At 58.1% G+C, this 23425-nt stretch carries 15 protein-coding genes and 2 pseudogenes; 7 read left to right on the top strand and 10 right to left on the bottom strand.

Going from position 1 to position 23425, the window contains the following annotated elements; genetic code table 11:
* Positions 1–24 precede the first annotated feature (24 nt).
* Positions 25–1326, bottom strand: coding sequence for a purine-cytosine permease family protein (locus AC3WTD_RS03415; RefSeq protein ID WP_492612911.1), 1302 nt, complete (start codon positions 1324–1326; stop codon positions 25–27).
* Positions 1327–1502: 176 nt separating this feature from the next.
* Between AC3WTD_RS03415 and AC3WTD_RS03410 the strand changes: the two genes are divergently transcribed.
* On the top strand, positions 1503–4202 hold the full coding sequence (locus AC3WTD_RS03410) for a winged helix-turn-helix domain-containing protein (RefSeq protein WP_037089296.1): 2700 nt from the start codon (positions 1503–1505) through the stop codon (positions 4200–4202).
* A gap of 71 nt (positions 4203–4273) precedes the next feature.
* Here AC3WTD_RS03410 and AC3WTD_RS03405 read toward each other — a convergent pair whose 3' ends face one another.
* From AC3WTD_RS03405 to AC3WTD_RS03395, 3 genes are all read right to left on the bottom strand, one after another.
* Positions 4274–4696: a hypothetical protein gene (locus tag AC3WTD_RS03405; protein ID WP_492612910.1), complete on the bottom strand. Its 423-nt coding sequence runs from the start codon at positions 4694–4696 to the stop codon at positions 4274–4276.
* Between the two features lie 26 nt (positions 4697–4722).
* The gene (locus tag AC3WTD_RS03400; RefSeq protein WP_492612909.1) at positions 4723–5916 is read right to left on the bottom strand and encodes a M24 family metallopeptidase; all 1194 of its coding nucleotides are present in this window, start codon (positions 5914–5916) and stop codon (positions 4723–4725) included.
* Between the two features lie 260 nt (positions 5917–6176).
* Positions 6177–6521, bottom strand: a complete 345-nt coding sequence (locus AC3WTD_RS03395; protein WP_185754605.1) for a hypothetical protein — start codon at positions 6519–6521, stop codon at positions 6177–6179.
* Here AC3WTD_RS03395 and AC3WTD_RS03390 point away from each other — a divergent pair.
* From AC3WTD_RS03390 to AC3WTD_RS03375, 4 genes are read left to right on the top strand one after another with little or no spacing between them, the layout of a single operon-like run.
* Positions 6514–8748: a TonB-dependent receptor gene (locus AC3WTD_RS03390; RefSeq protein ID WP_051257531.1), complete on the top strand. Its 2235-nt coding sequence runs from the start codon at positions 6514–6516 to the stop codon at positions 8746–8748. The genes AC3WTD_RS03395 and AC3WTD_RS03390 overlap by 8 nt on opposite strands.
* A 48-nt stretch (positions 8749–8796) precedes the next feature.
* Entirely contained in the window at positions 8797–10893 is a 2097-nt protein-coding gene (locus AC3WTD_RS03385) for a hydantoinase/oxoprolinase family protein (protein WP_492612908.1), read from the top strand.
* Positions 10886–12556 carry a hydantoinase B/oxoprolinase family protein gene (locus AC3WTD_RS03380; RefSeq protein ID WP_492612907.1) on the top strand — a complete coding sequence of 557 codons (1671 nt, stop codon included), beginning with the start codon at positions 10886–10888 and terminating at the stop codon, positions 12554–12556. The genes AC3WTD_RS03385 and AC3WTD_RS03380 overlap by 8 nt, the downstream gene beginning before the upstream one ends.
* On the top strand, positions 12549–13412 hold the full coding sequence (locus AC3WTD_RS03375) for a hypothetical protein (RefSeq protein WP_027492140.1): 864 nt from the start codon (positions 12549–12551) through the stop codon (positions 13410–13412). The genes AC3WTD_RS03380 and AC3WTD_RS03375 overlap by 8 nt, the downstream gene beginning before the upstream one ends.
* A gap of 366 nt (positions 13413–13778) precedes the next feature.
* Here AC3WTD_RS03375 and AC3WTD_RS03370 read toward each other — a convergent pair.
* A pseudogene (locus tag AC3WTD_RS03370) lies at positions 13779–14357 on the bottom strand (ferritin-like domain-containing protein); the annotation flags it as partial.
* Positions 14358–15035: 678 nt separating this feature from the next.
* On the opposite strand from AC3WTD_RS03370, the gene AC3WTD_RS03365 reads away from it, so the two are divergent.
* Entirely contained in the window at positions 15036–15872 is an 837-nt protein-coding gene (locus AC3WTD_RS03365) for a replication initiation protein (RefSeq protein ID WP_369491218.1), read from the top strand.
* A 389-nt stretch (positions 15873–16261) separates the two neighbouring features.
* On the opposite strand, the gene mobF is transcribed toward AC3WTD_RS03365, so the two are convergent.
* Complete coding sequence (gene mobF, locus AC3WTD_RS03360; protein ID WP_369491217.1) at positions 16262–19201, bottom strand: MobF family relaxase; 2940 nt, start codon at positions 19199–19201, stop codon at positions 16262–16264.
* A 9-nt stretch (positions 19202–19210) separates the two neighbouring features.
* Complete coding sequence (locus AC3WTD_RS03355) at positions 19211–19699, bottom strand: hypothetical protein (RefSeq protein ID WP_369491216.1); 489 nt, start codon at positions 19697–19699, stop codon at positions 19211–19213.
* A 308-nt stretch (positions 19700–20007) separates the two neighbouring features.
* Here AC3WTD_RS03355 and AC3WTD_RS03350 point away from each other — a divergent pair, with 308 nt between their 5' ends.
* The gene (locus AC3WTD_RS03350) at positions 20008–20907 is read left to right on the top strand and encodes a hypothetical protein (protein WP_369491215.1); all 900 of its coding nucleotides are present in this window, start codon (positions 20008–20010) and stop codon (positions 20905–20907) included.
* Between the two features lie 28 nt (positions 20908–20935).
* Here the strand turns inward: AC3WTD_RS03350 and AC3WTD_RS03345 are convergent, their stop codons facing one another.
* The 3 genes and pseudogenes from AC3WTD_RS03345 to AC3WTD_RS03335 all read right to left on the bottom strand — a co-directional run.
* A complete protein-coding gene (locus AC3WTD_RS03345; RefSeq protein WP_369491214.1) occupies positions 20936–22573 on the bottom strand; it encodes a recombinase family protein in 1638 nt (545 codons plus the stop codon).
* 55 nt (positions 22574–22628) lie between these two features.
* Positions 22629–22910 (bottom strand): annotated as a pseudogene (locus tag AC3WTD_RS03340) (DUF455 family protein); the annotation flags it as partial.
* 32 nt (positions 22911–22942) lie between these two features.
* A partial coding sequence (locus AC3WTD_RS03335) for a transposase (RefSeq protein ID WP_492612906.1) occupies positions 22943–23425 on the bottom strand: 483 nt, incomplete at its 5' end.

Below are 23425 nucleotides of genomic sequence, written 5' to 3'. Positions count from 1 at the left end.
GACGGACGCGTACAGTCACACCGCTCAGAGCTTGCCAGCATCCGCGGCAACGCGCGAGGACGCAGCAAACGTCGCGAACCCGTGCAGCACGATGGTCGCCGCCAGCGCGCCGATGATCGAATCGAGCGTAGCGATGCCGGTGATTGAAATTCCCGCGTGCGCGCTCGCCAACCCGAACACGGTACCGACGATCCATGCAGCAATGGCCGACCAGCGGAATGCGGGATCATCGGTGGTGCTCTGCACCGGATGCGTCGGCCGGATCGCCTCGCTGCATTGCACGGCGGCGACGGGCGGCAGCGCAATACTGAGCAATTCGAGGAACGGCATGAAGTGGTCCTCGACATGCAACAGCGCGAGTACCGCGCCGAAGATGCCGACGCCGACGACGATGCGGTTCAACGGCCAGCGCGGAAACAGGTTCGCCAGCGACAAACTGCCAGAGTACATGCAGGCCGAAGAATCCATCCAAGCGCCCGTCAGCAGCAAGCCGAGTGCCGGCAGACCAATGCCGAGTGCAGTCAACGCGGCGATGAGATCGGGCTGACCGAGCGCCGTGCTCGGGATCGCCGACATGAACAGCACGAGCGGATAGGCCACCCCGAGCGCCATGAGGCAGGCCAAACCCGCGCCGAGTGGTCGGCGCACGAAGCGGCCGTAGTCGGGCTGGATGGTGATGCCGACGATGTAGGAACCGACGATCGCCGACACCGCGGCGCCGAAGCCGAGCGCGCCGCTGCCCGACCCGCTTACGTTGGCGTCTAGCTTGCCGACCGTCAGCGCTGCCGCGATCGCGAGCAGGATGGCGGTAAGCGGCACGATCACCTGGCCGAGCCGCTCCAGTCCGGTGACGCCTTTGAGCACGACGAAGGTAACCAGAGCGCTCAGCGGAATCGAAATCGCCGCCGGCGGCACGGTGACGGCGAAGACGCGCTGCACCGTGGTGCTCATGGTCGCGCCGAGTACGCTGACGATGACGCCGAACCAGCCGATCAGCGACAGCGCGATCGCGAGCTTGACCACCTGCGCGCCCCAATGACCGAACGTGCGCTGGGCGAGCAGCGGCAACGACATGCGCGTGCGCGCGCCGGCATACGCGCTCAGGCCGCCGAGCACGCCGCTGATGATCGAGCCGACGATGAACGCTGTAAGCGCGCGGCGGAAGCCGAGTCCCGCAGTCACGTTGGAGGAAAGAATGAAGACCGGCAGACCGCAGCAGCTGCCGGCAACGATGAAGAAGACTGTCCGCGCAGGGCCAGTCGCCTCTTCCGGAACGGCACTATGGGCAAATCCCTGAGCCGATTCGTCGCTTGCACTGTTCGTCATTTATCCGAATATAGTTAGCGCAAATGCCCATGCCAAGTGCGCACAGGGGTGGGTCGCAGATAACCCCGTTCCTGTCACCTACCCGATCGAGTGATACATAAAACAAGGCTTCCCTGTTTGCCGCACTCCATGCAAGATGCAGCTTGGCGCAAGATCACCCTCAGGTTGGTTTCCGCATGCCGTCCGAGCCCGCCAAAGTGCCCGCATCGAGCATTCTCCTCGTCGGCAAGCTAGAGCCGCCGAGCCAGCGCGTAGCGCTGGCCACCCGATCGGCGTTGTCGGCGCGCCTGAAGTCCTGGCGCGAGCATGCGCTGACCTTGCTGGTCTCGCCGCCCGGCTTCGGCAAGACCACCCTGCTCGCGCAATGGTGGCTCGAGTTGCAGTCCGAATCCGACGTCACCGCTGCATGGCTGACCCTCGACGAGGACGATGCCGAACCGGCGCGATTGATCTCGAACATCATCCTCTCGCTGCATCGCGCCGGGCTCGATGTCGGCGCGCTCGAAACGATCGCAGAGAACGGCCTGCTCGAATCCTCTACCAAGGCCACCCTGCTCTCCCTGCTCAGCCGCATCGCCGCCAACCGCGGAGCCGTCGTGCTGATCCTCGACGACTACCAGCTCGCGCAATGCCCCTCCGCAGCGGAGATCGTGGAAATCCTCCTGCGTCGCGGCGGCCGCAATCTGCATCTGGCGATCAGCTCGCGCGACCGGCCGTCGATCCACCTCTCCGCACTGATCGCGCGCGGTCTCGTGCAGACGATAGGCGCAGCCGACCTGATGTTCACGTTGCAGGAATCGGCGACTCTGTTCGACGGCATGCTTGAACCCGAAGAACACGCGCTGCTCTATGCGCGCAGCGAAGGCTGGGCAGTGGTATCGCAGCTCGCGCGCATCTGGATGCGACGTGGCCGCGAACACGCGCTGCCCGAATTCGCCGAGCGAAGTGGTGAGATCGCCGACTACCTGAGCGAACAGGTGCTGCGCGACCTGCCGCATGATTTGCAGGAATTCCTCATGGACGCGGCGGTATTCGACCGCTTCAATGCGCCGATGCTGGACTCTGTTCGCGAACGCTATGACGGCGCCGAACTGCTCGAACGACTAACCCACCTGGACGCCCTGCTGATTCCGCTCGATCGCGGCCGCGACTGGTTTCGCTTCCATTCGCTGTTCGGCGACTTCCTGCGCGACCGTCTCGCACTTGCCCATCCCGAGCGCACCGCGGTTCTACAAATGCGCGCATCCGTCTGGCTGCACCGACACGGTGACTTGCTCGAAGCCGTACGCCAAGCGCTGCGGGCAGCCGAGACGGCTCGTGCCATCGCGTTCGTCGAAGATGCGCGCAGCTGGCAACTCATCCTGACCCACGGCCTGGGCTTCGTCAGCAATCTGCTCAAGTTGTTCCCGCGCGAGACGCTGGAGAGCGATCCGCTGTTACTCGTGCTGCAGGCCTACCTCGACATCAAGCGTGGCGAATGGTCGAACGCGCGTCGCTGTCTGGAGAGCATCGGTCCACGCCTGGCCACGCTGAACACCGAACAACGCAACAGCTACACGATCGTGCATGCGCTGTGGGTCGGCTACCTCGACGAGTCGGGTAAACCCGAACGGCATGCGGAGATCGACCGTTTCATCGCCTCGCTCGCCGAGGACGATTACGTCACCCGTGCCACCGCTCAGGCGATCAGCACAGTCGATTCCCTCGCCCTCGCAGAGTTCGACCGCGCCGAGCGCTACAGCCGCGACGGCATAGCCAACATGCAGGCGGGCAATTGCGTCGTCGGCACGACCTATTGCCTGTTTCATCTCGGCGAAAGCCTCTATTACCGCGGCGAATGGGACACAGCCGAAGACATCTACCACCGCGCGCTGGAACTGGCCGAGGCGAATTTCGGCACGGACAGCATGCTCAAGGCAGCCGCGGGCAGCCTGCTCGCGCCGCTGCTCTACCATCGCAATCGCCTCGACGAAGCGGCCGCGCTGATCGACTCCTCGCTGGCCACGATCGAACGCCAGGATGGTTGGTTCGACATCTACGCACTCGCCTACGAAACTGCCACGCGCCTCGCCTTCGCGCGCAACGGAGGCGAGGCTGGGCGCGCCATGCTGCAGCGCGTCCGGGCCAATGCCCGCGTGCGCGGCTTTCGCGAACTCGAACGCCTGGCCAATGCCTGGCAGCTCGAGCTCGACACCGGCAAGGCGTCGCCGGCTGCCGCACTGGGCCAGGCCGCAGCCGCACTCGAGGAACCGCGCCTGCGCGCTGATGCCAGCCAATGTTGGCGCGAACGCTACGCCTGGACAGTGACCGCGGTGAAACTCGCGCTCACCTGCAGCCAATACGCGCGTGCACTGCAATGGGCCGATCGCGAAATCGCCGTCTGCGTGACACAGGGCCGGCGCGCCGCGGCAGCGAACCTCGGCATGCTCGCCGCGCTGGCGCGCAAGGGGCAAGGCGACGTTGCCGACGCGATCGGACGATTCTCCGCCGCGCTCGACTTCGCCTGTGGCACAGACGCCGTGGGCTTGTTCTTCAACCTGCCACCTTCGGCGGAAGCGCTGATTCGCGAAGCGCTCAACGACGGCCGCGCCCTGCCGCCGCTGGGCGCCGCACGCGCCTTTCTCCTGCGCGTGCAGCGCGAATTGCGAACGCAACACGCCGACGACGCGAGCGTGCTCAGCGGCCGCGAACTCGACGTGCTGCGCGAACTCCACCACGGCCGCTCGAACAAGGCGATCGGATGCCTGCTCGGCCTGTCCGAGAACACGGTGAAATTCCATCTGAAGCAGATCTACCGCAAGCTCGGCGTCGACTCGCGCACTGCCGCGCTGTCTGCGGCGCATCGGCTCGCTTTGCCGCTGGACGCACTCGACTGATCCTGTCGCGCGAGGACCTCACCCCCGCAGCACCCACGGAATACGGCCCGCCCTGCACCGCAGCCATATTTTCAAGCCACCATATCGAGGGCCAGACCGGTCGCCCCTGTTGGACCCGGATCATGCGGCACCGACCGCCGCGTCGGTCCGAGGAAATCCAGGCCCGCCCAATGGCGATCACCGGAAAAATGCCGCGGGAACTCGGCAGCCGTCGACGTGGCCCCGCCCGGCATGTCCCCGCTCCGGTCGGTGCGGCTGCCCATCGCCATGACCGTTCCCGCGCAAATAGGAGCCAATGCGGAACGGGAGCTGCGGCGGGAAATAACGGTCTCTGCGGAAGAACGGCCAGTCGGCGCGACTGAAGGGGAAAACGCCATCACGTGGATGCGGACTTCATCTGTCTTCAATTCCCGAAACGGCAAATAGTCTACCACCAGCACTTCCGGTGGATTGCCCATGCGGTGGAACCGGACCGCGCGAAAGGTCTCAGGCATTTCCGTTCTTCCAGTCAATCCATCGCTCATTCGGCAAAAGGCCGGTCGATCGCGGGCGACGGCTCGGTGAACCAGGCCGCCCCGTTCTCGGTGACGTAGAAATGGTCCTCGAGGCGAACGCCGAACTTGCCGGCCACGACGATCGTCGGCTCGTTGGAGAAACACATGCCTGGCCGCAACGGCGTGCGGTCACCGCGCACCAGGTACGGCGCCTCGTGGATCGCAAGGCCGATGCCGTGGCCGGTCCGATGCGGCATTCCGGGCAATCGGTAGCCAGGGCCAAGGCCGTGCCGCTCCTGCAGCGCGCGCGCAACGCGATCGATCTCCTCGCAGGGGACGCCGGGACGGACGGCCTCGAAGGCCGCGATCTGCGCCTCCGCTTCGATCTCCCAGATCCTGCGCTTCTCGTCGTCGGCCCGGCCGAACACATAGCTGCGGGTGATGTCGGAGTTGTAGCCCTGCACTGCGCAGCCCGTGTCGATCAGCACCATGTCGCCTTCACAGAGAACGTCGTCGCCCGGCAGGCCGTGCGGAAACGCGGTCGATCGGCCGAACTGGACGATGCAGAAGGTGCTGCCGGCACTCCCGATCGCCTTGTGTGCTTCGTCGATGAAGCGCCGTACCTCGCTGGTCCGCATACCTGGAGCGAGAATGCGCGCCGCGCGCCGCTGCACTTCCAGGGTCATGCGCTTGGCCTGTTGCAACAGCGCGAGTTCGGCGGGCGACTTGATTGCGCGGCAGCCGTCGATGATCGGTGCGGCATCGAAAATCCTGACGGACGGCGAAGCGTAGCGCAATTGCTCGGCCATGCCGAACGGCAATATCGGGTCGATCGCGAGGTTCGCACTTCCGGTCTCACGTAGGATACCGGCGACCAGCGATGAAGGGCTTTCGTGCTCCTCCCACAGCCGCAGATCGACGTCTATCGTGAGGATCGCTTCGAGCGAACCCTGTTCGAACGCCGGACAAACGAGGTAAGGGTGTCCGCGCGGGGTCAGCACCATCGCCACGAGCCGCTCGATCATTCCCCAGCCGATTCCGGTGAAATAGGACAGGCTGTGGCCGGCGCCAATCAGCAACGCATCGGCGCCTGCATCCGCCATCAGCCGACGCGCGCGTTCGATGCGTTCCTGCCGCTCTTCGGCGTCGATGGCCGGTGCGCGCTCCGCCCAGGGCCGGATCGAGGCCAGTTCGGCTTGTATCGTCGAGCCGCCGATCATGACACCATCCCCTCGATGCCAGACTTGAGGCCATCATCGCGGTGGGGTCGCCTCGATGGGATACGGAAGAGTCGAGACTCCAAAATTGTCGGCTGTTCAGTCATCGCAATACTCCCGGATTCAAAAAAGTCGCACCGCATCCACAGTCGACCGATCAGCCGCGATGTAAATCTAGACTCGGAAAGGAGACTTCCTCAATGGGCGCCAAGGGTGGGCATGTCAGGGCAAAGAGGATTCGCCTACCCGATCAGGCAGATTCTTCATCGCCCACGGATCAGCAGGGATTTCATGCGAAAGCGCGAAGATGGCAAGAAAAACTCTTCGCCGATTATTTTTCCGCCCCTTCGGGTTTTCACATTTTCGCGCAAATGCTGTTTCTTCATGTCGTGTGACCGGATAAACGGGAAAAGTTCTTTCCAAACCTCCGCCGCACCAGCCACCCGATCGGGTATGCCCTGTTCGCGCTCTGATCGCAGCCTACTCTCGACCGCCGTGGACAGACACGTCTTCTTGTCATCATTCTCGTGGGCGACGGAATTGTCCGTTTCGCCAACAGGTCTCCACATGAGAGCTAACCATCGTTTGACGCCTGCGCGGTTGAGCATAGCGATCGCCCTCGCCCTGGGCGCGGGCAGCGGCTTCGCCCAACAAGCTCCTTCCGACGGTGAGAAGAACAGCGCGAATAGCGCGGCAACCGACGCGGCAACTGCACCCTCCACCGCGAACGACGCCAATAAGAACAAGGTAACGCTCGAACAAGTCACCGTGACCGCGCGCCAGCGCAGCGAATCGCTGCAGGATGTGCCGATCGCGATCACCACCTTCACTGCGCAGGAAATCGAACGCGCAAGCATCAACACGCCGGCCGATTTCGTTCAGCTCACCTCGAACGTGAGCATGGTCCAGGCACAGAATTCGGGATCCAGCTTCCTCACAGTCCGCGGCATCACTCAGGTGCGCAACGGCGAGCCGCCGGTGGCGACGGTGGTCGATGGCGTGCAGCAGATCAGCCCGAACCAGTTCAACCAACAGTTGTACGATATCGATGCGATCGAGGTGCTCAAGGGGCCGCAGGGCGCGCTCTACGGGCGCAATGCGGAAGGCGGTGCAATCCTGATCACCACCACGCCGCCGGGCGATGACTTCGCCGCGACGTTCAAGGCTGGCGTCGGCAACGGCGGCCTGACGAATTCGATGTTCAGCGTCAGCGGACCGATCGGCGACGGCAGGGTGAAATACCTCCTCGCCGGCTCGGCGAGCAACTTCGATGGCCTGATCGATAACACCTACCTCGACAGGAAGGTGGACTACGAGCGCGACCACAACTTCCGCGCACGGATCATCGCCAACGTAAACGACGACCTCACCATCGACACCCAACTCAGCAGCTCGCGCACCTCGGGCGGCGCGCTCAATTATGTGTTCCAGCCGCTGTACGGCGTCGACGACCCGAACAACACTTCGATCCCGATTCGCGCGAACAACCTGGGTTTCGACAAGCGCGTGCTCGATCATTTCTCGGTCAAGGCCGACTACACGCTTCCGTTCGCGACGCTAACCGGCATCGTCGGCTACGACCATGTCAATGAGTTGTTTGCCGGCGATCAGTTCCCCTACTCGCCAGCCATCTCGGCGAATTCTCCCTACGGTCCCGGCACAGACGGCACGCAGACCCAGTACCTGTCGACGAATGCCACGCAATTCGAGTTGCGCCTGACCTCGCCGTCGGAACAGCGCCTGCGTTGGATCGTCGGTGCTTACTATCTGTACGGCCGCCGCTATCTGTCTTCTTCGGATGGACTCGATCTGGGCCTGGGCCTCCTGCCGATCAAGGAAGTTCCCGCCGGCCCCAACAGCAACAATCCAACCACCATATTTCTCGCCGACCATAACGAGCAGAAGGCGAGTGCCGTGTTCGGTCAGGTCGACTATGACCTCACCGAGCAACTCGAGCTCGCCGCAGCGCTGCGCTACGACCGCGAAGACCACTCCCAGAAAAACTCCGCCCCCCTGGCCTTCGATCCCGCTTCGGGGCAGGTACGCAACGCCGTCTTCGAGAAATGGCAGCCCAAGCTGACGCTGACGTGGAAGGCCAACGACAGTCTTCGCTTCTACGGGAGCTATGGCGAAGGCTTCCGCAGCGGCGGTTTCAACCAGGCCGGCACCGGCGCCGTTGCCGCTTCGGCTGGGCTGGTCGGCGTCACCGACCTGTACCAACCCGAATCTGCCAAGAGTCTGGAAGCGGGCTTCAAGAGCCGCCTGGACGATGGCCGCCTGCAAATCGACGGCAGCGTGTTCCACACCAACGTGAGCAACATGCTGTACTTCGTCTTCGTCGGTCAGCTAGGCACGCAAGTGTTGACCAATCTCAACAAGGTCGATCTCGATGGCTACGAAATCGACGCGAAATACCGCCTGCGCAAGGACCTCACCATCTACGGCGGCTACGGCTACACGCTCAGTGACGTCAAGCGCTTTGCCCTGGAACCGGGCGCCGCCGGCAAAAGCGCGCCGTACGTGCCGCGCTACACGTCCAATGTCGGCATCCAATACACACCGACATTGAACAGTGCGCTCAACGGCCTCATACGCATCGACTACGAGCGCATCGGCCAGCAGTACTGGGACCCGGGTGACACCCGCTCGCGCGATGCGTTCGGTCTGCTGAACCTGAGAATGGGTATCGAGTCGCACGACGGCAGTTGGAGCGTTGGGTTGTGGGCGAAGAACGCAACCAACACGAAGTACAACGCTGAATACGTGCTCGGCGGATTCGCCGACATCGGCGTTCCGCGCACGTTCGGCGTCGACTTCCGCTACAACTACTTCTGAACGCACGGTGGCAGCCCCAAGCGGGCCGCCGAACCGTCGAGGATTCCCATGTCCACACCCGTTACCATCCGTGTCGCCACCGACGTTGGCGGCACGTTCACCGACCTTGTCTATTTCCGTACTGACCCGCACAACGGGCATCAGGAAGTGATCACGGCGAAGACCGACACCACGCCGCCGAACTTCGAGCGCGGCGTGCTGAACGTCATCACCAAAGCCAAGGTGCCGGTGCGCGAAGTCGCATTCCTCGCCCACGGCACCACGGTCGTCATCAATGCGCTGACCGAACGCAAGGGCGTAAAGGTCGCGCTGATCACTACCGAAGGTTTCCGCGACACGCTTGAGATCGCGCGCGGCAACCGACCCGACTTCTTCAATCTAGGCTATCGCAAACCGGAAAGCTTCGTGCCGCGCCATCTGCGTCGCGAATTGCCCGGACGCATCGGGCCGAACGGTGCGGAGCGCACGCCGCTCGATCTCTCCGCACTGCCGGCGATCGTCGAGGACTTCCGCCGCGAAGGCGTCGTTGCAATCGCAGTCTGTCTGCTGCACTCCTACGCCAATCCCGCTCACGAAGTGCGCGTACTCGACGAAGTGCGACGCCTATGGCCCGAGGTCAGCGCGGTCGCCTCGCATCAGATCACACGCGAATGGCGCGAATACGAGCGCACCAACACTGCCGTGCTCTCGGCCTACGTGCAGCCAATCGCCGGGCGTTATCTTGCCGACTTGAAGCGAGGCCTGAACGATGAAGGTCTGGCGGGTCAGCTCTATGTGATGCAGTCCAACTGCGGCGTCGATTCGATCGAGCGCGCCAGCCGCATTCCGATCACGATGGTCGAATCGGGCCCGGCGAGCGGTTTCTGGGGCGCCGCCGAACTCGGTCGCCTGATCGGCGAGCCGAACCTTCTCGCGCTCGACATCGGCGGCACCACCGCCAAGTGCAGCCTGATCGAGAACGGCCAGGTGCGCATCATGACCGACTACTGGATCGAGCGCGGCGCAACGAGCGCGGGCTACCCGATCATGGTGCCAGTGGTCGACCTCGTCGAGATCGGCAACGGCGGCGGCAGCATCGCCTGGCTCGACGAGTTCGGCAAACTGCGCGTTGGCCCGAAGTCGGCCGGCTCGACGCCGGGCCCGGCCGCGTACGGGCGCGGCGGCACGCAGGCGACGACGACCGACGCCAACCTCGCCCTGCGCCGAATCAATCCGGAGTATTTCTGCGGCGGCACGATCCAGGCCGATCTCGGCGCGGTCGACCGCGCGCTTGCACCGCTCGCTGTGGGCCTCGGCATGAGTCCCATCGAAGTCGCACGAGGCATCGTGCGCATCGCCAATCACAACATGGTCAACGCGCTCAAGCTCGTGTCGATGAACCGTGGTCACGACCCGCGTGACTTCACCCTCGTCGCTTTCGGCGGTGGCGGCCCGATGCACGCGGTCTCGCTCGCGACCGAACTGAATATGCGCCGCGTCGTCATCCCGCGTGCCGCCGACGTGTTCAGCGCCTGGGGCATGTTGATGAGCGAGCTGCGTCGCGACTTCTTCGTCAGCCGGCTCATTCCGCTCGACGGCACGAACGCCGGCGCGATTGAAGCCCTGTTCGGCGAGAGCACCGCAATGGCACTCGAACAGTTCGGTACCGAGGGCATCGCGCCCGAACGCGTGAAGTTCCTCCGCTATGCCAAGTTGCGCTACGAGAATCAGGAACATCATGTCGAAGTCATGATGCCCGATGGCGCGCTCGACGCAGACGCCATCGCTTCGATCACGATCGGATTTCATCAGGTTTACGAACGCGAATACACCTATCGCCTCAACGCCGCGGTCGAGTTCATCGGCCTACATCTGGTCGCACTCGCCGACGTCGGCAAACTGCAGCCAGCCAAGCTGCCGGTCAGCGGACGCAAGGTGAGCGAGGCACTCAAGAGCCGGCGCGATGTCGATTATGCGACGCAGGGCGAGCATACCGCCGATATCTACGATGGAGCCCTGCTCGAACCCGGCATGCAGTTCCGAGGCCCCGCGGTGATCGAAACCTCGGGCACGACAATACTTATCCACCCCGGCAACCGTGTCCGCATCGACGACTACGGCAACGTCATCGTTGACCTCGACACGGAGGAGTTTCGTCATGATTGATTCCAGCAAGATCCTGAGCGCGAGCGATGCGATCACGCTCGAAATCATCCAGAGCTCGCTTCAGGCAATCGCCGACGAGATGTTCGCCGCACTGCGCAAGACCGCGATGAGCGCGGTCATCTACGAGGTGCTCGATGCCGGTACCGGCATTACCGACGGCAAGGGCAACCTCGCTTCGAGCGGCGCGGGCATTCCAGGCTTCGTTGGTGTGCTCGACAAGTCCGTCAAGCGCGTGCTCGAACTGCATTCAAAATCTGGCGACATCCAGCCCGGCGACGTATTCATCACCAACGATCCGTACTACGGCGGCGTCACCCACCTCAACGACAACATCCTGCTGATGCCGGTGTTCGCCGATGGCGAGATTGTCGCCTGGACCGCGAACATCGCGCACTGGAACGACGTCGGCGGTGCGTTCCCCGGCTCGCTTTCGCCCGCAGCGAAGGAGATCTTCCAGGAAGGCCTGCGCCTGCCGGCAGTGAAGCTGATCGACCGCGGCCTGCCGATCCGTGCCGTACTCGACATCATCCGCGTCAACACACGCCTGCCGGCCTTCCTCGAAGGCGACCTCTGGGCCGGCGTAGCCTCCGCGCGCATCGGCGCCAAGCGCATCGAAGAGCTCGTTGCCAAGTACGGCAAGGGCATTTTCATAGCTGCGATGAAGCAATTCATGGACTACGGCGAGCAGGTGGCACGCAACGGTTTGCGCGCACTGCCGAAGGGCCGCTACTCGATCGAGGAAGAGCAGGATTCCGGCGTCGTCTACAAGGCGACGATCGAGATCACCGACGACGCCTTCATCGTCGACCTACGCGACAACCCCGACCAGGACACCGGCCCGAACAACTGCAGCCACGACGACAGCATCGTCTCCGCGCAGATGATCTTCAAGAACATCACCGGCTCCTATGGCGTGACCAACGGCGGCACGTTCCGCCCACTGCAGGTGCTGACCCGCCCGGGTAGCGTATTCAATGCGCAGGAGCCGGCCGCGGTCGGCATCTATTACGAAGTCGGCATGCGCCTGTACGACCTGCTCTGGCGATGCCTGGCCCCACATCTCGGAGATCGCCTGCCAAGCGGTCATTTCTCCAGCATCTGCGGCACATTCATTGGCGGCACGAATCCGGACACAGGGCGCTATTTCACCATAGTCGAACCACAAATCGGTGGCTGGGGCGGTTCCGCGCAGGGCGACGGTAACAACGCGATGTTCAGCTCGATGCACGGCGAGACGTTCAACTGCCCGGTCGAGATCGCTGAGACACGCTACGGCCTCTACGTCGACCGCCTATCCCTCAACGACGAACCTGGCGGCGAAGGCGAACATCGCGGTGGCAAAGGCATCGTGCTCGAATACCGCGTGCGCAGCGACAACTGCTTTCTCACCGCGTCGTACTCGCGCAATAAGCACCGCCCCTGGGCGATGCGCGGCGGCAAGGAAGGTTCGGCGAACTACATCCGCGTAATCCGTGCCAACGGCGAAGCGCAGAATCTGGCCATCGTCAATACGCTCACCGTCAATCGCGACGACGTGATTCGCATCGTCACCGCGAGCGGCGCCGGCTACGGCGACCCGAAGAAGCGCGCACGCGCTGCGGTCGAAGACGATATCAAGAACGGCTATATCAGTCGCGAACGGGTGGCGGAAATCTATGGCTGACGACAACACGACGTCCGTGATCGCCGGCCCGCTCTGGCGCAACGAATACGATTCGCTGATGCGTCTGCAGGCGGAGATCGACGGCAGCCTGCAAGGCATCTATAGCTCGGTTCACAGGGAACGCGCTGGCTTGCTGCCTGGCGCGACGTCCGGGAGCAATCTGCGCGGCGTCTACCGCTCGCATACCGGTGCGAGCGGGGAATACCGTGTACGCGGCTGCGTCGCCGCTGCGACTGATGAAACGAGAGGCCGAGGCATCGCGCTGTCGATCAGCTGGCGCCCGATCGGCAGCAGTAGCGACAATGGCAGGCATTGGGTATCGGGCATGGGAGGCCAGCTCCTGCAGACGCAACAAGGTCCGCGCCTGCTCCTGCTGCACAACCTCGTGGTCAGTACTGCGAGCGACCGCGGCCCAACGCCGGGATTCCACATCGACAAGCTTCACTTCGACGTTTCCGGCGACGGCGCACTCGAAATCACCGCCGCAGCCACCGATCGCGCCGAGCCGGACGCGTCAAGTCCGCTGAGCGGCACGTGGGTCTCCTCCATTGCGGGCGATCTGCGCCTGCAATTGAGCATCGACGTCCACGGCGACATCGACGGCAACTTCGTCGGCCGCGACGGCGCGACGGGTCGTCTCGTCGGTTTGACCGACAACGAAGCACCCACCACGGACTTGCCGCGGCAGGCTGTCACTATTGCCACGGCTGCAACCGCGCGGGCGACCAGTCTTTCCGGCTGGCTCGATCGCGAGCGCGACGAACTGGTCCTGCTCGAGCTGAACAGCGCCGGCACCTCGTATGCCGAGCGATGGCTGCAAACGCGCGCCGAGGGACTTCGTTTCAATCGGGTTTAGTCGGGTCGCCGTGCGCTGCAAAATTCGGATCCGACACCCGTTGACGCAACGTCCGATTTTTTGGGCGTGAATTCGGTCGCGTATGGCAGCAGCTCACTACCGCGGCGAAACCGAAACGATGAACGAGTTGCTGGGCCAGGCCGCAGCGCCTGCTGCAGAACGCGGTCTCGCTCTCGCGCGCAGCCGAGCTTGTGGCGCGCGTGCACGCGAAGGCGCGAGATGCCCGAGCTCAGCGAGGCGAACAGGGAATCATATTTTGGCAAGAGCGATTCGTTGTTCGTCAACGCCCGCATCTGGGGCTTGATGCTGACCGCCAAGTTCATCTCACTCGCCAGACGAAACCGGGCGCGGGTTCTATCCCCGTTTTCACGGACGGTTTGAGCAAGACTGAAAACTCCCGGTCGCGCCAGGCAACTCTGCGGCCAACGCCGCCAATCGATCCAGCTCGGCTTCGACAAAGCCCGCCTGCAGCCGCGCCGGCCGGTTGAACGGCCCGCGCAGATTCACGCCCATGTAGTCGCGCAGCAGGGTGAAGAACGTCTCGATCGGGTAGAGGCCGTCGCGTTCGCAGCAGTGGCGGTACCAGCGGGTGCCGGCGGCGACGTGGGCCACTTCCTCGCGCAGGATCACTTCCAGGATCGCCACCGTGCGTTCGTCGCCGAGGCCGCGCAGCCGCTCGATCATGCCGGGGGTGACGTCCAGCCCGCGTGCCTCCAGCACGCGCGGCACCAGCGCCATCCGCGCGGTGTCGTGGCCGGCGGTCTTCTCGGCCATTTCCCACAGGCCGTTGTGCGCATCGAAGTCGCCGTAGGCATAGCCGAGCTCGGCCAGCCGGTCGGACAGCAGCGTAAAGTGGCGTGCCTCGTCGTGTGCGCAGCTGGCCCAGTCGCGGTAGTAGTCCGCCGGCATGCCGCGGTAGCGGTACACCGCATCCCAGGCCAGGTTCCTTGACCATACCCATTTACTCGGTGTGTTTTTGCTCGTGTCCCGTAGGGACGGCCAACCGCTCCACGCTCTGGCTGTGGCTCCAGCTCCTACTCTCGACAACCCGCTTTTGAAGAGCCTTAATGGGGCTTCGCCTATTTGCCTACGGCTCAGGCGCTTGATGATGCCAGCCAACGCTCTTGCTCTTGGCTCTGCCCATGCGAAGCGCCCTTAAAAGCGCCGTAAGGCGCACACAAGCCCACGGCCATACCGTAACGCCCGCTTGATGCTGGAACGCCCACAGCGACGCTCAAACGCTCACCGAGGGGGCAAAAACACCGAAAAAGGGATTTTTGTTCATATATTGGGGATTATCCCTATCCATTGGAACCATGCCCTTTACATTTAGGGAAATAATGCCCCCTCTACGGAATAATTGGGATCTCCCTCTATTTGGGAAATAGTCCCGCCCTCCCTCTTGGGATTATGGCGGTTCCTCAATGCCCTTAATGGTGGCAATGGGTCGGGGTTGCCCAAAAGGGGATTGGCGGTGGGGGGTGGGGTTTGGCTTCGCCCACAGGGCGGGGCGGGTTGCCCTTTTGGGCAATATATCTGATATGGAAAAATGCCTATGCATATTAAAATCAAAAATAATCGCTACCATATAACCAGAATAACAACAATAATTGGTTATGTGTCATGCAATACGATGTTTACGATAATAAAGCCTTTGAGGCTAATTTAGGTCAATTCATATACGCCTGCGATGATTTCGATTCAGGGATGTATAAGCGTTCAAAGGCTGACGCCGTAGAATGTAGATACCTTGACCCCAATTCAAAAAATAGGGTTTGGGCGATGGTCTTTGATATTGACCGTCCGCAGGCTGCAGTCGCGTGGAAAGACGCGATGATGCCGGAACCTAATTGGGTCTCGCAAAATCCAAAGAACGCCCACGCCCATCTTGGGTATGCGTTATCTGTGCCTGTTTCCAGAAGCATAATTTCCCGTCAGTGGCCCCAAGTGTTTATGGCAAGCGTTGAACATGCTATGTCTACCGCGTTAGGCGCTGACCCAGCCTACGGCCACCGCCTAACTAAAAATCCTCTCCATTCAACGCATCGCACCTTCTACGGTCGCCGTGACGCGTACGATTTAGAAGAATTGCGGAGTTATCTCCCCGCCAAGTTACCGCGAGTCAGGCATCGTGGGGAGGCCATCGGTGAGGGTAGGAATGTCTTGCTGTTTACCGACCTCCGCCACTGGGCTTATCGAGCACGGTTTCAATATTCAAATTATGAAGCTTGGTTGAGTGGATGCCTTGAAAAAGCCAATTCCATGAATGGGCAATTTCAAGCATCGTTACCATTGTCAGAAGTAAGGGCTACCGCCCGAAGCGTTGCCAAATGGACTTGGAAACATATGTCGCCCGCGAAGTTTGCGGAAGTACAAGCAAGGCGATCATCAAAAGGGCTGATTATTAGACAATCAAACCAGATGGATTTAACCTATGAAATTATGAAGGACATTTTATGAAAGAGCCAATAAGAAAGCGTCATCCAAATATCACAACCCGCGAATTAGCCTCAAAGCACGGCGTTTGCGTTCGAACGATTAGAAACATCGTTGCCGAAAGGAGGGAGGACTTCCTCCAGCGGGCCGCTGACCGTCGTAAGACTGTTTTTGATTTGAGACACAATCAACGCAAGCCCTACGGTGAGGTAGCAACTGCTATGAATATAACTGTAAACAACGCCCGCCGTTTATTCTTTGAAGCAAAGAAAGAGCGTCAATCCAATTCTCGGTAATCGTTTATTACCTCCCACGAAAAAAGCCCCATTTCTGGGGCTTCGTTCGAGAAGTAACAACATTGGTGATACATACCGTCTCACAACGGTAGCCCTATGGTAACCATTTTTTCAGAATTAATACCCATAACCTTTATTTCTCTTCCGTTTCCGTTTCTCTTCCTCTTTGATAGGTGCCTTTGACCATCGGTCAACAGCTACCCCCACCGTGGCTCGCCTTTCCGCCCACAGTGCCTCCCTCGCTTCTTTCCGCTCCCTCTCTATCCTTTCCCTCTGGGTTTCCCGTGGAGGCTCTCTCTGGGCTTCCAGTTGGCGCTTCATGACCTCGGTTGCCTTCGTCATCAGCAAGGGGTCAAGTCCGAAATCTTGGGCCTGGGTAACGGCTCTGGCTTCCTTGGTCAGGTACTGTTCTTGGTAAAGTCGGTCAACGGCTTCCTTATCCTCATCCCTTATGAACTGATACACGCCGTCCGAAAGATCCTTCTGCGCCAGACTGGTTTTTAGACCTTCAACAATGGCCTCTTTTCCGTAAAGCTTGAATGTTTGGGAGTGGCGGGTGTACGCCACTAGACCCATGTTCCTATTAACCTGCCCGTCGCAGTAGAACATCACATCTTCAATACTTTGTCCCTGACTTTTATGCACTGTGATAGCGTAATTGAGTTGCATGTACTTGAAGTCATCGGGAACGACAACCCTGTTTTTTGTATCGGTTTCAACGATAAGCCTGCCTTGCTCATCCTGCCCGACCACGGTTCCCTGCGTTCCGTTGATGACCTTGCCGCCGTCCAGCTTCCTTGTGTTGTTGAACCGCACCTTATCGCCTTCCCTGTAATCGTATTCCCCTACGGTATTTAAGACCTCCGCCTGCCTCGCACCCTTATCAACCAACATTGATTGTATTTTCTTATTCAAATACCTGACGCTATCATTTGTTGTCGCTATAACCAACTTATCCTTCTCACCCTTCGGGTTGTCCACATAGGCTTGGGCTACTTCTTCGACGGCATGTAATTCCGTTTCACAAATAGCCACCATGTCCTCTTTCTTCATTTCGTCAATCCACTTGGCGGCTAATCGTTCTTTAATTTCCTTATTCTCTATATTGTCAACCGTCTTGCTGTCTATCCCGTAGATCTGTATTGCAAGCTCTTTGTTCTTCTCTTTCTTCTGGCGTCGTATCTCTTTAAGTTCTGCGGGGTTGATACACTCCTCCAAAACGCGCAAGCCTGACCCAGGTCCGACTGGAGAAAGTTGGGAGGAGTCGCCCGCCAAAATCATACGGCATCCCGTTTCGCGCTGGATGTTGATAAGTTTTGCTGTCGTGTCGAGGTCAACCATGCCCACCTCGTCAATGTAGATAAAGGTTTTTGAATCGACCTTAACGGCTCCTCTTTCAATGTCTCCAAGAAGTTTGACGATTGAACTGCTCTTGAGTCCTGTCTCCTCTTCAAGTTTTCGAGCGGCATCATTTGCCATCGCACAACCATACCCCCGGAATCCTGATGCCGCGAAAGACTGGGCTATTATTTGAGCCGCTGTCGTTTTGCCGCTGCCTGCAAGTCCTCGGAGTACTGAAATACTCTCTTTACCTGTCAATTGCTGGATGGCTTCAAGTTGCTCTTTTGAAGGTGAAAAGCCACGCTCCTTTTGGAATTTATCAACCATCGCCTTTACAATTTCCTCCTTGATTTGGTGCTTTTCGGAGTTCTTTGAGTTGGCCTTTTTGACTGTATCCCTTATCAACTTATCCGCGACGGCTAGCTTTTTTGAGCAATAAAGCGCCTCATCCAAGCCGTTTGGCTTGGAACAATTCGCCACCAATTCACCTTGAAGGATCCGTTTTGAAGTCTCCTCAATCTTGGTTATAGCGTCAGGGTGGCCTGTATAGACCTGAGCAATAACGGCTTTAATATCGTATTCCGTTAAAAACGTTTTCTTTTTGAAGTCGTGGGCGTAGTCGAGTATTTGCTGATCGCTGACGATTTCGGAGAGTTCGTCTTTTAGTTTTTCATTGAACCTGAACTGATCCGCTGGCAAAGCGTCCATCTGTCGTTTCCAATCTTCCATCATATCCATGTGGGAGAAAGTTCCTTTACCACTCCTTATTTCCTTGACCTTGCTTCTCATTTGGGAGGCTGGGATATTCTCCTCAATCATGACATCCAAAACCTCCTTTTGCCTTTTGGAAAAGGTCTTGATTGCTTCTTCTCCCACGCCCTGAACTTCCATCGTGACGCTTTCCGTGGCTCCAAACTCACCCACTTCCCTAACATTCTTTATTGCCAGCCCTGCTTTTTGGAGACCTTCTGCCAGCTTGGCACGGTACAACGCTCCGCCTGATTTGATTTGCTGGTTCATTGAAAGGTCTTCAATGGTTCGGCATTTACCATCGGGGCCTATTGCCATATTGAACTGAATTGCATGACTATGTAGCTGCATATCTGGTGGATTATCACCCACCGGACGCGCGTCAAAATGATCTACTATCGCGTAAATCAATTTATTCCCTTTGAGTTTTTGCTTTCCGCCCTTGCCAGCTCGGGTAATTGCTCCCTTCCCCATCTCCTCCATCGCGTAAGAGACTGCCTCACGGTGGGCCTGGAGAATGGCGTTAGCTTTTGCTTCATCTCCATCGGCCAGAGCCTTTGCCAGAGCAATTGATATGCTTTTCGGAGCGCTAAAAGTGCAATCCAACCCAGCGCGTCGCTCTTTAATTCTACCTATTCTTTTATCGCCCTCCTTCAACTCCTCCCCGTTAATCTTGTCTCCAACTTTGTATTTCTTATCTTGATTTTGAGTTAAAGGCTTGCCAGTCGCTGGGTCTAAACCGTCGTAAAGTTTGGCAAAAATATCCTTATTCGCTTCAAAGTCTCCATCAATTCCCCACGCCTTTGCGGCTTCTCCTTCCATTCTAAAGGAGTTAGGAAAAGGTGAAACTCCGTCTTTTTTGGCGTAGTAGTCAGCTGCGTTATTTGGTGTTTCGTCAATTTTTACAACTTCGTTTAGGATGTATGCCTTGTAATCTTCTCCTTTAAGGTTTGTGATAGTTAACATGGCGTCACCTCATTCTGTGGGAGGCGTAACGCCTAATTCTTGACAAAAATCTATCAGGGCTTGGTTTTTTGCTTTGACCTCCTTCAGCTCTTTCTTCAGGTTTTCCGCCTCAATCCCAAAGACATTCGCTCGAAGTTGCTGCGCGAATACCGATGCCACCTCCTCCGCAAAGTCGTCAATGTAGACCCTTGCCTGCTCCTTGCTTCGCTTCAATTGCTCTTGAATGAAACTCTCAACTGCCGTTGAGTTGAGCGCTTGGTTCTTCTTGGAATCGCTGACCGCGATGCCCTGCATTCGCTTGATACGCCTTATATCCTTGTTCGCCAGTTCTATCCAAACCCGCCTTTTGGCTTCGTCATTTTGGGGGGCCTTGCCCCTCTCCTTTTCGGTGTTTATGGCAATTACTGGTTGCACACTTTGGGGGGCCTTGCCCCCTTCTTTTTCCAAAAACTTATTTTCATTTTGGGGGGCCTTGCCCTCTTGTATTTCTTGAATCATGGTTATTCACCTTTGCGTTATTTCCTTCCCCTATGGTAGCGTTTTTTTTCGATTTTGATTTTAAAAGCTCGGGGTGCGTGTGGTGTATCAAATGCTAACGCTCTTGATTTTGCTTTTTGCTCTTGGCTTTGGTTTTTGCTTTTTGCCCTTGTCTTTGGTTTTTGGCTTTTTGGTTTTGGGTATGCTTAAAGGCTTTTTGGGTAACCATGTAAAAAAGGCCGTTGCCTCATAATCATTAAAATCAAAAAGAAAAGTACCATGCCATAGGGAACTAACCTTATAGGTGATATATGAAAAGCATTAAAAGCATGAAAGCAATAGCATTAACTCAAACAATCTTAGCCATAGCAATAAGTTCTATCGTTGTTATATCTGTGGCTACTTACTACAAAGCAACTGACAAGACACAACAAACAGTAATTACCAAAGCTAGCACTCTGGCAAAAGGTGAAGGAAGTACAACCGTCAATAAAGACCAACCGCGAATGGTTAGCGGTAGTCCTGAAAGTGTCGTAACAACCGCTCCTGAAAAAGTTGCTCTGACTGGTGACGTCTCCGTTGCCTCGGTTGCTAACAACCTGAAGACTGGAAGTACCACGGCAAGCTTTAGTGGATACCAAGGGAACCTAACTCCTCTTGGTTCTTTGAATGGTGGTCAGGGAGAAATCGTTACAACCTCCCAGCCTCCTGCTTCTACAGTCGCCCCTACGCCAGCGGTAGGTGGCGCAACCGTACCGCCTCCAGAACCACCGGCTTCTGTCTATCCTGTCCCTTCCTCGCCCAAGGTGCTTTATTCAATGTGGGGCGTAAACGTCGTCGTTTCTCCTGACAAAAATGCGGCTACTTATGAAATGGGAATAAGCTGCGGTATCAATCCACCCGCTTCTATTTTCAATGCGACGGTTCAAAAAGTGGCAACAAGCGGTCTCTATTCCTCAGTGATTACTGAAAATCTCCCTACTCTAAACTCTGGTTATTACTTCCTTCCGATTGGTACGGCTTATACTGTAATTGGTGGAATGGCTACTACTGGAGGCTCAACTCAAGTCGCTAACATGACCAAAGCGCTTCCTCAAAGCGTCTGTCAAATCCCAAACAGTTTTGGCGTTTGGGCTGTGAATGTGAAAGTTCGGGCTTGTTCCGCGTCGGGCGATTGCTCTGCATGGTCTCCTGACTTCCCGCAATTCTGTAACTTCAATCGCTGTTAATGAAAAAGGCTCCTTGCGGAGCCTTTTCTTATTTGCCTCGACCTTCCATTAAATCAATTACATCAAACCCGAACTTCTCAACCATCGCCTTTGCTCTTGTTCCTTTGCTTGTCTTGCCGTACTGATATTCCCTGTACCAAATTTTTTGATAATCCTTCTCAATGGTGACATATCCAGTACCGCCCTCTTTGTTGAACTGGAAGAATGAACTAACCTCCAAGCTCCGAATGATGGCGTTAAGTTCCAGCCTCCCTCTTTCGGTTGTCATCTTCTCCACGAAGTCATCAAGCGTTATCTCAATATCTGTTGCTCTGGCCTTTTCCATTTCAAAGGCTTTCTTTGTGGAAGCAACCCTCTCTGATACCTGCTTGATTTTCTGGATGATAATTTTGGGGATTGGAAAAATGTCCATCCCCTCCACTTGGATAGATAGGGCTTGCTCATCTTCCACGGCTTGATAGTAGGCCGTTTCCAGCTTCTCTAAATCCTCCGCCTGCCTTTCCTTGCCTTGGGATAGGGCGCTGGTCAGTCGCCCTCCTACGCCTCCCCTGTGGCTCTCTGTAGTCTCATTGCTGGCACCTATTCCAGAAAGCATGACAAAATAAAGGAACTCATAAAAGGCAACATCAAAAGGCATCTGCCATCGACAGTTAGGACAATGAAAGATCCTGATAAACTCATTCTTGGAATGGTTCGGATTTTTTGCCTGCTGGTAAAAAAGTGCCTCCCGGCAATTATGGCAAAAGATGGTTTTGTTAAAAACATTGTTGAAATTGGTTGACCGTCGCCCTCCTTCCTTTTGAAAGCTCCTCGCCTCCATCGCTCTAACCGCACGGTCAAAGATAAGTTTTGAAACAACTTGCGGATAGAACCCCTCGGTCGTTTCTACAATCTGTTGCTTCCTTCTTTTGCCGATGACCTCGCCACTCTCGACAACATCGGTAAAGATGTTCGCGGTTCTTGAATGGATGCCCAGAATCCACTTTTTAGACAATAGGGCGTGAACCTTTGCTTTGTTCCATCGGTAAGTTGAATAACGATTAACGATTGAAATTCCTTTATTGACACCACTTAACGCGATGACCTCGAGGAGTTCTTCAATCTCTGCCTTTTCCTTTTCGTTGACTTGGTACTGACCGTCTACGATTGACAACCCGAAAGGCGCTTTATCTTGGAATAGCGTTTTGCCTGTATTAGCTGTCCTCCGCTTCCAAGCCTCTTTAATCCTTATTGATTTCGTCTCGCTTTCATTCTTCGCCCTTTCTGCGATAAGGCCAATCATGAGGAAGTCTTCAAGGCGACTGCTTACATAGAGACGCTTGTCAAAGGTGGTGTATAGATTGATGCCCTTCTTTACAAAGCCCCTAATTAGGTCTGTGGCGACCTCCCAGCCCTCTCGGGTTAGTCGGTCTATGCTCTCGCAAACAATGTAATCCCCTGACCTGATATGACCCTTGGCGACGGCTTCAAGCATGGTGGCAAGCTCACCACTGATGCGGTTCTTGCCTTTGAAACTGCTGACGCCTTCGTCGACATAGTTCCGCACCACCTCGGCGTCGGGGTAGCTGGCTTTGAAGGTGTCCAGCCCTGCGGTCTGTCTGGTAAGGCTGTCGCCTTCGCTCTGGGCGTCCGTTGACCATCGGATGTATGCGTAAGCCTTTGCCATTGCTGGGGTTCCTGCCATCTGGGACAGCCCCAATTTACACCATACAAACTGGCGTAGCTATCTTGATCGCGTTGAACTCGATGTGGGCCACCGCATGCACCAGCGCGGCGCGGCCTTCCGCGCTGCCCAGGCCACGTTGCGGCAGCTGGCGGGCGTTGACCAGCTGCGGTTTCGCGGGACGGCCGGGCGGTCCGATCGGCGCTGGCGGCGGCGACGCGGGGTCAGCGCGCAATTCGCCGGCGAGGAACGCCTGCCAGGTTTCATGGGTGAGACGCAGCTTTTCGGCCGGATCGGTGGCGTCGAGGCAGCGCTTGGCGGCGACATGCAGGTCGGTCATGGCGTTTCCTGTAGGAGATTCTATGTTGTTGGTCAAGCCATCTGATGCGCCTTGGCGCGGTAGTTGGACTGGTTTTTGAGCAGCGCGAAGGCGATACGTGCGAGTTTGCGTCCGAGCGCGACCAGCGCCTGGATGCGGGTCAAGCCACGTGCCATGGCACGCTCGTAGAAGGGTTTCCAGGTGGACGATCGACAAGCGGTCATGGCGGCCATGTAAAGCAACCGGCGCAGTTCCGGGTCCCCTTTCTTGGTCAGCTTGCGTCGTCCGCTGAAGGTGCCTGACTCGCGGACACGGACGTCCATGCCGATGAAGGCGATGTAGGCATCGGCGCTCTTGAAGGCGCCGCGGTGGAAGATCAGGGTCAGGGCGGCGGCGGTGACGGGGCCGATCCCCTCGATCCCCTCACAGCGTCGTGCGTCGGCGTTCCAGCCTTGATGCAGCAGTGCCTTCTGCACGCGTTGGTCGATGAGGTGCTGCAGGTGGGCCATCTTGGCCAGCATGGCGCGCGTGGAGGT

It is taken from the genome of Rhodanobacter sp. FW106-PBR-R2A-1-15 (assembly GCF_058789735.1).
Note: the sequence above shows the minus strand (reverse complement) of the source record. Positions and strands in the feature narration are given on the sequence as shown.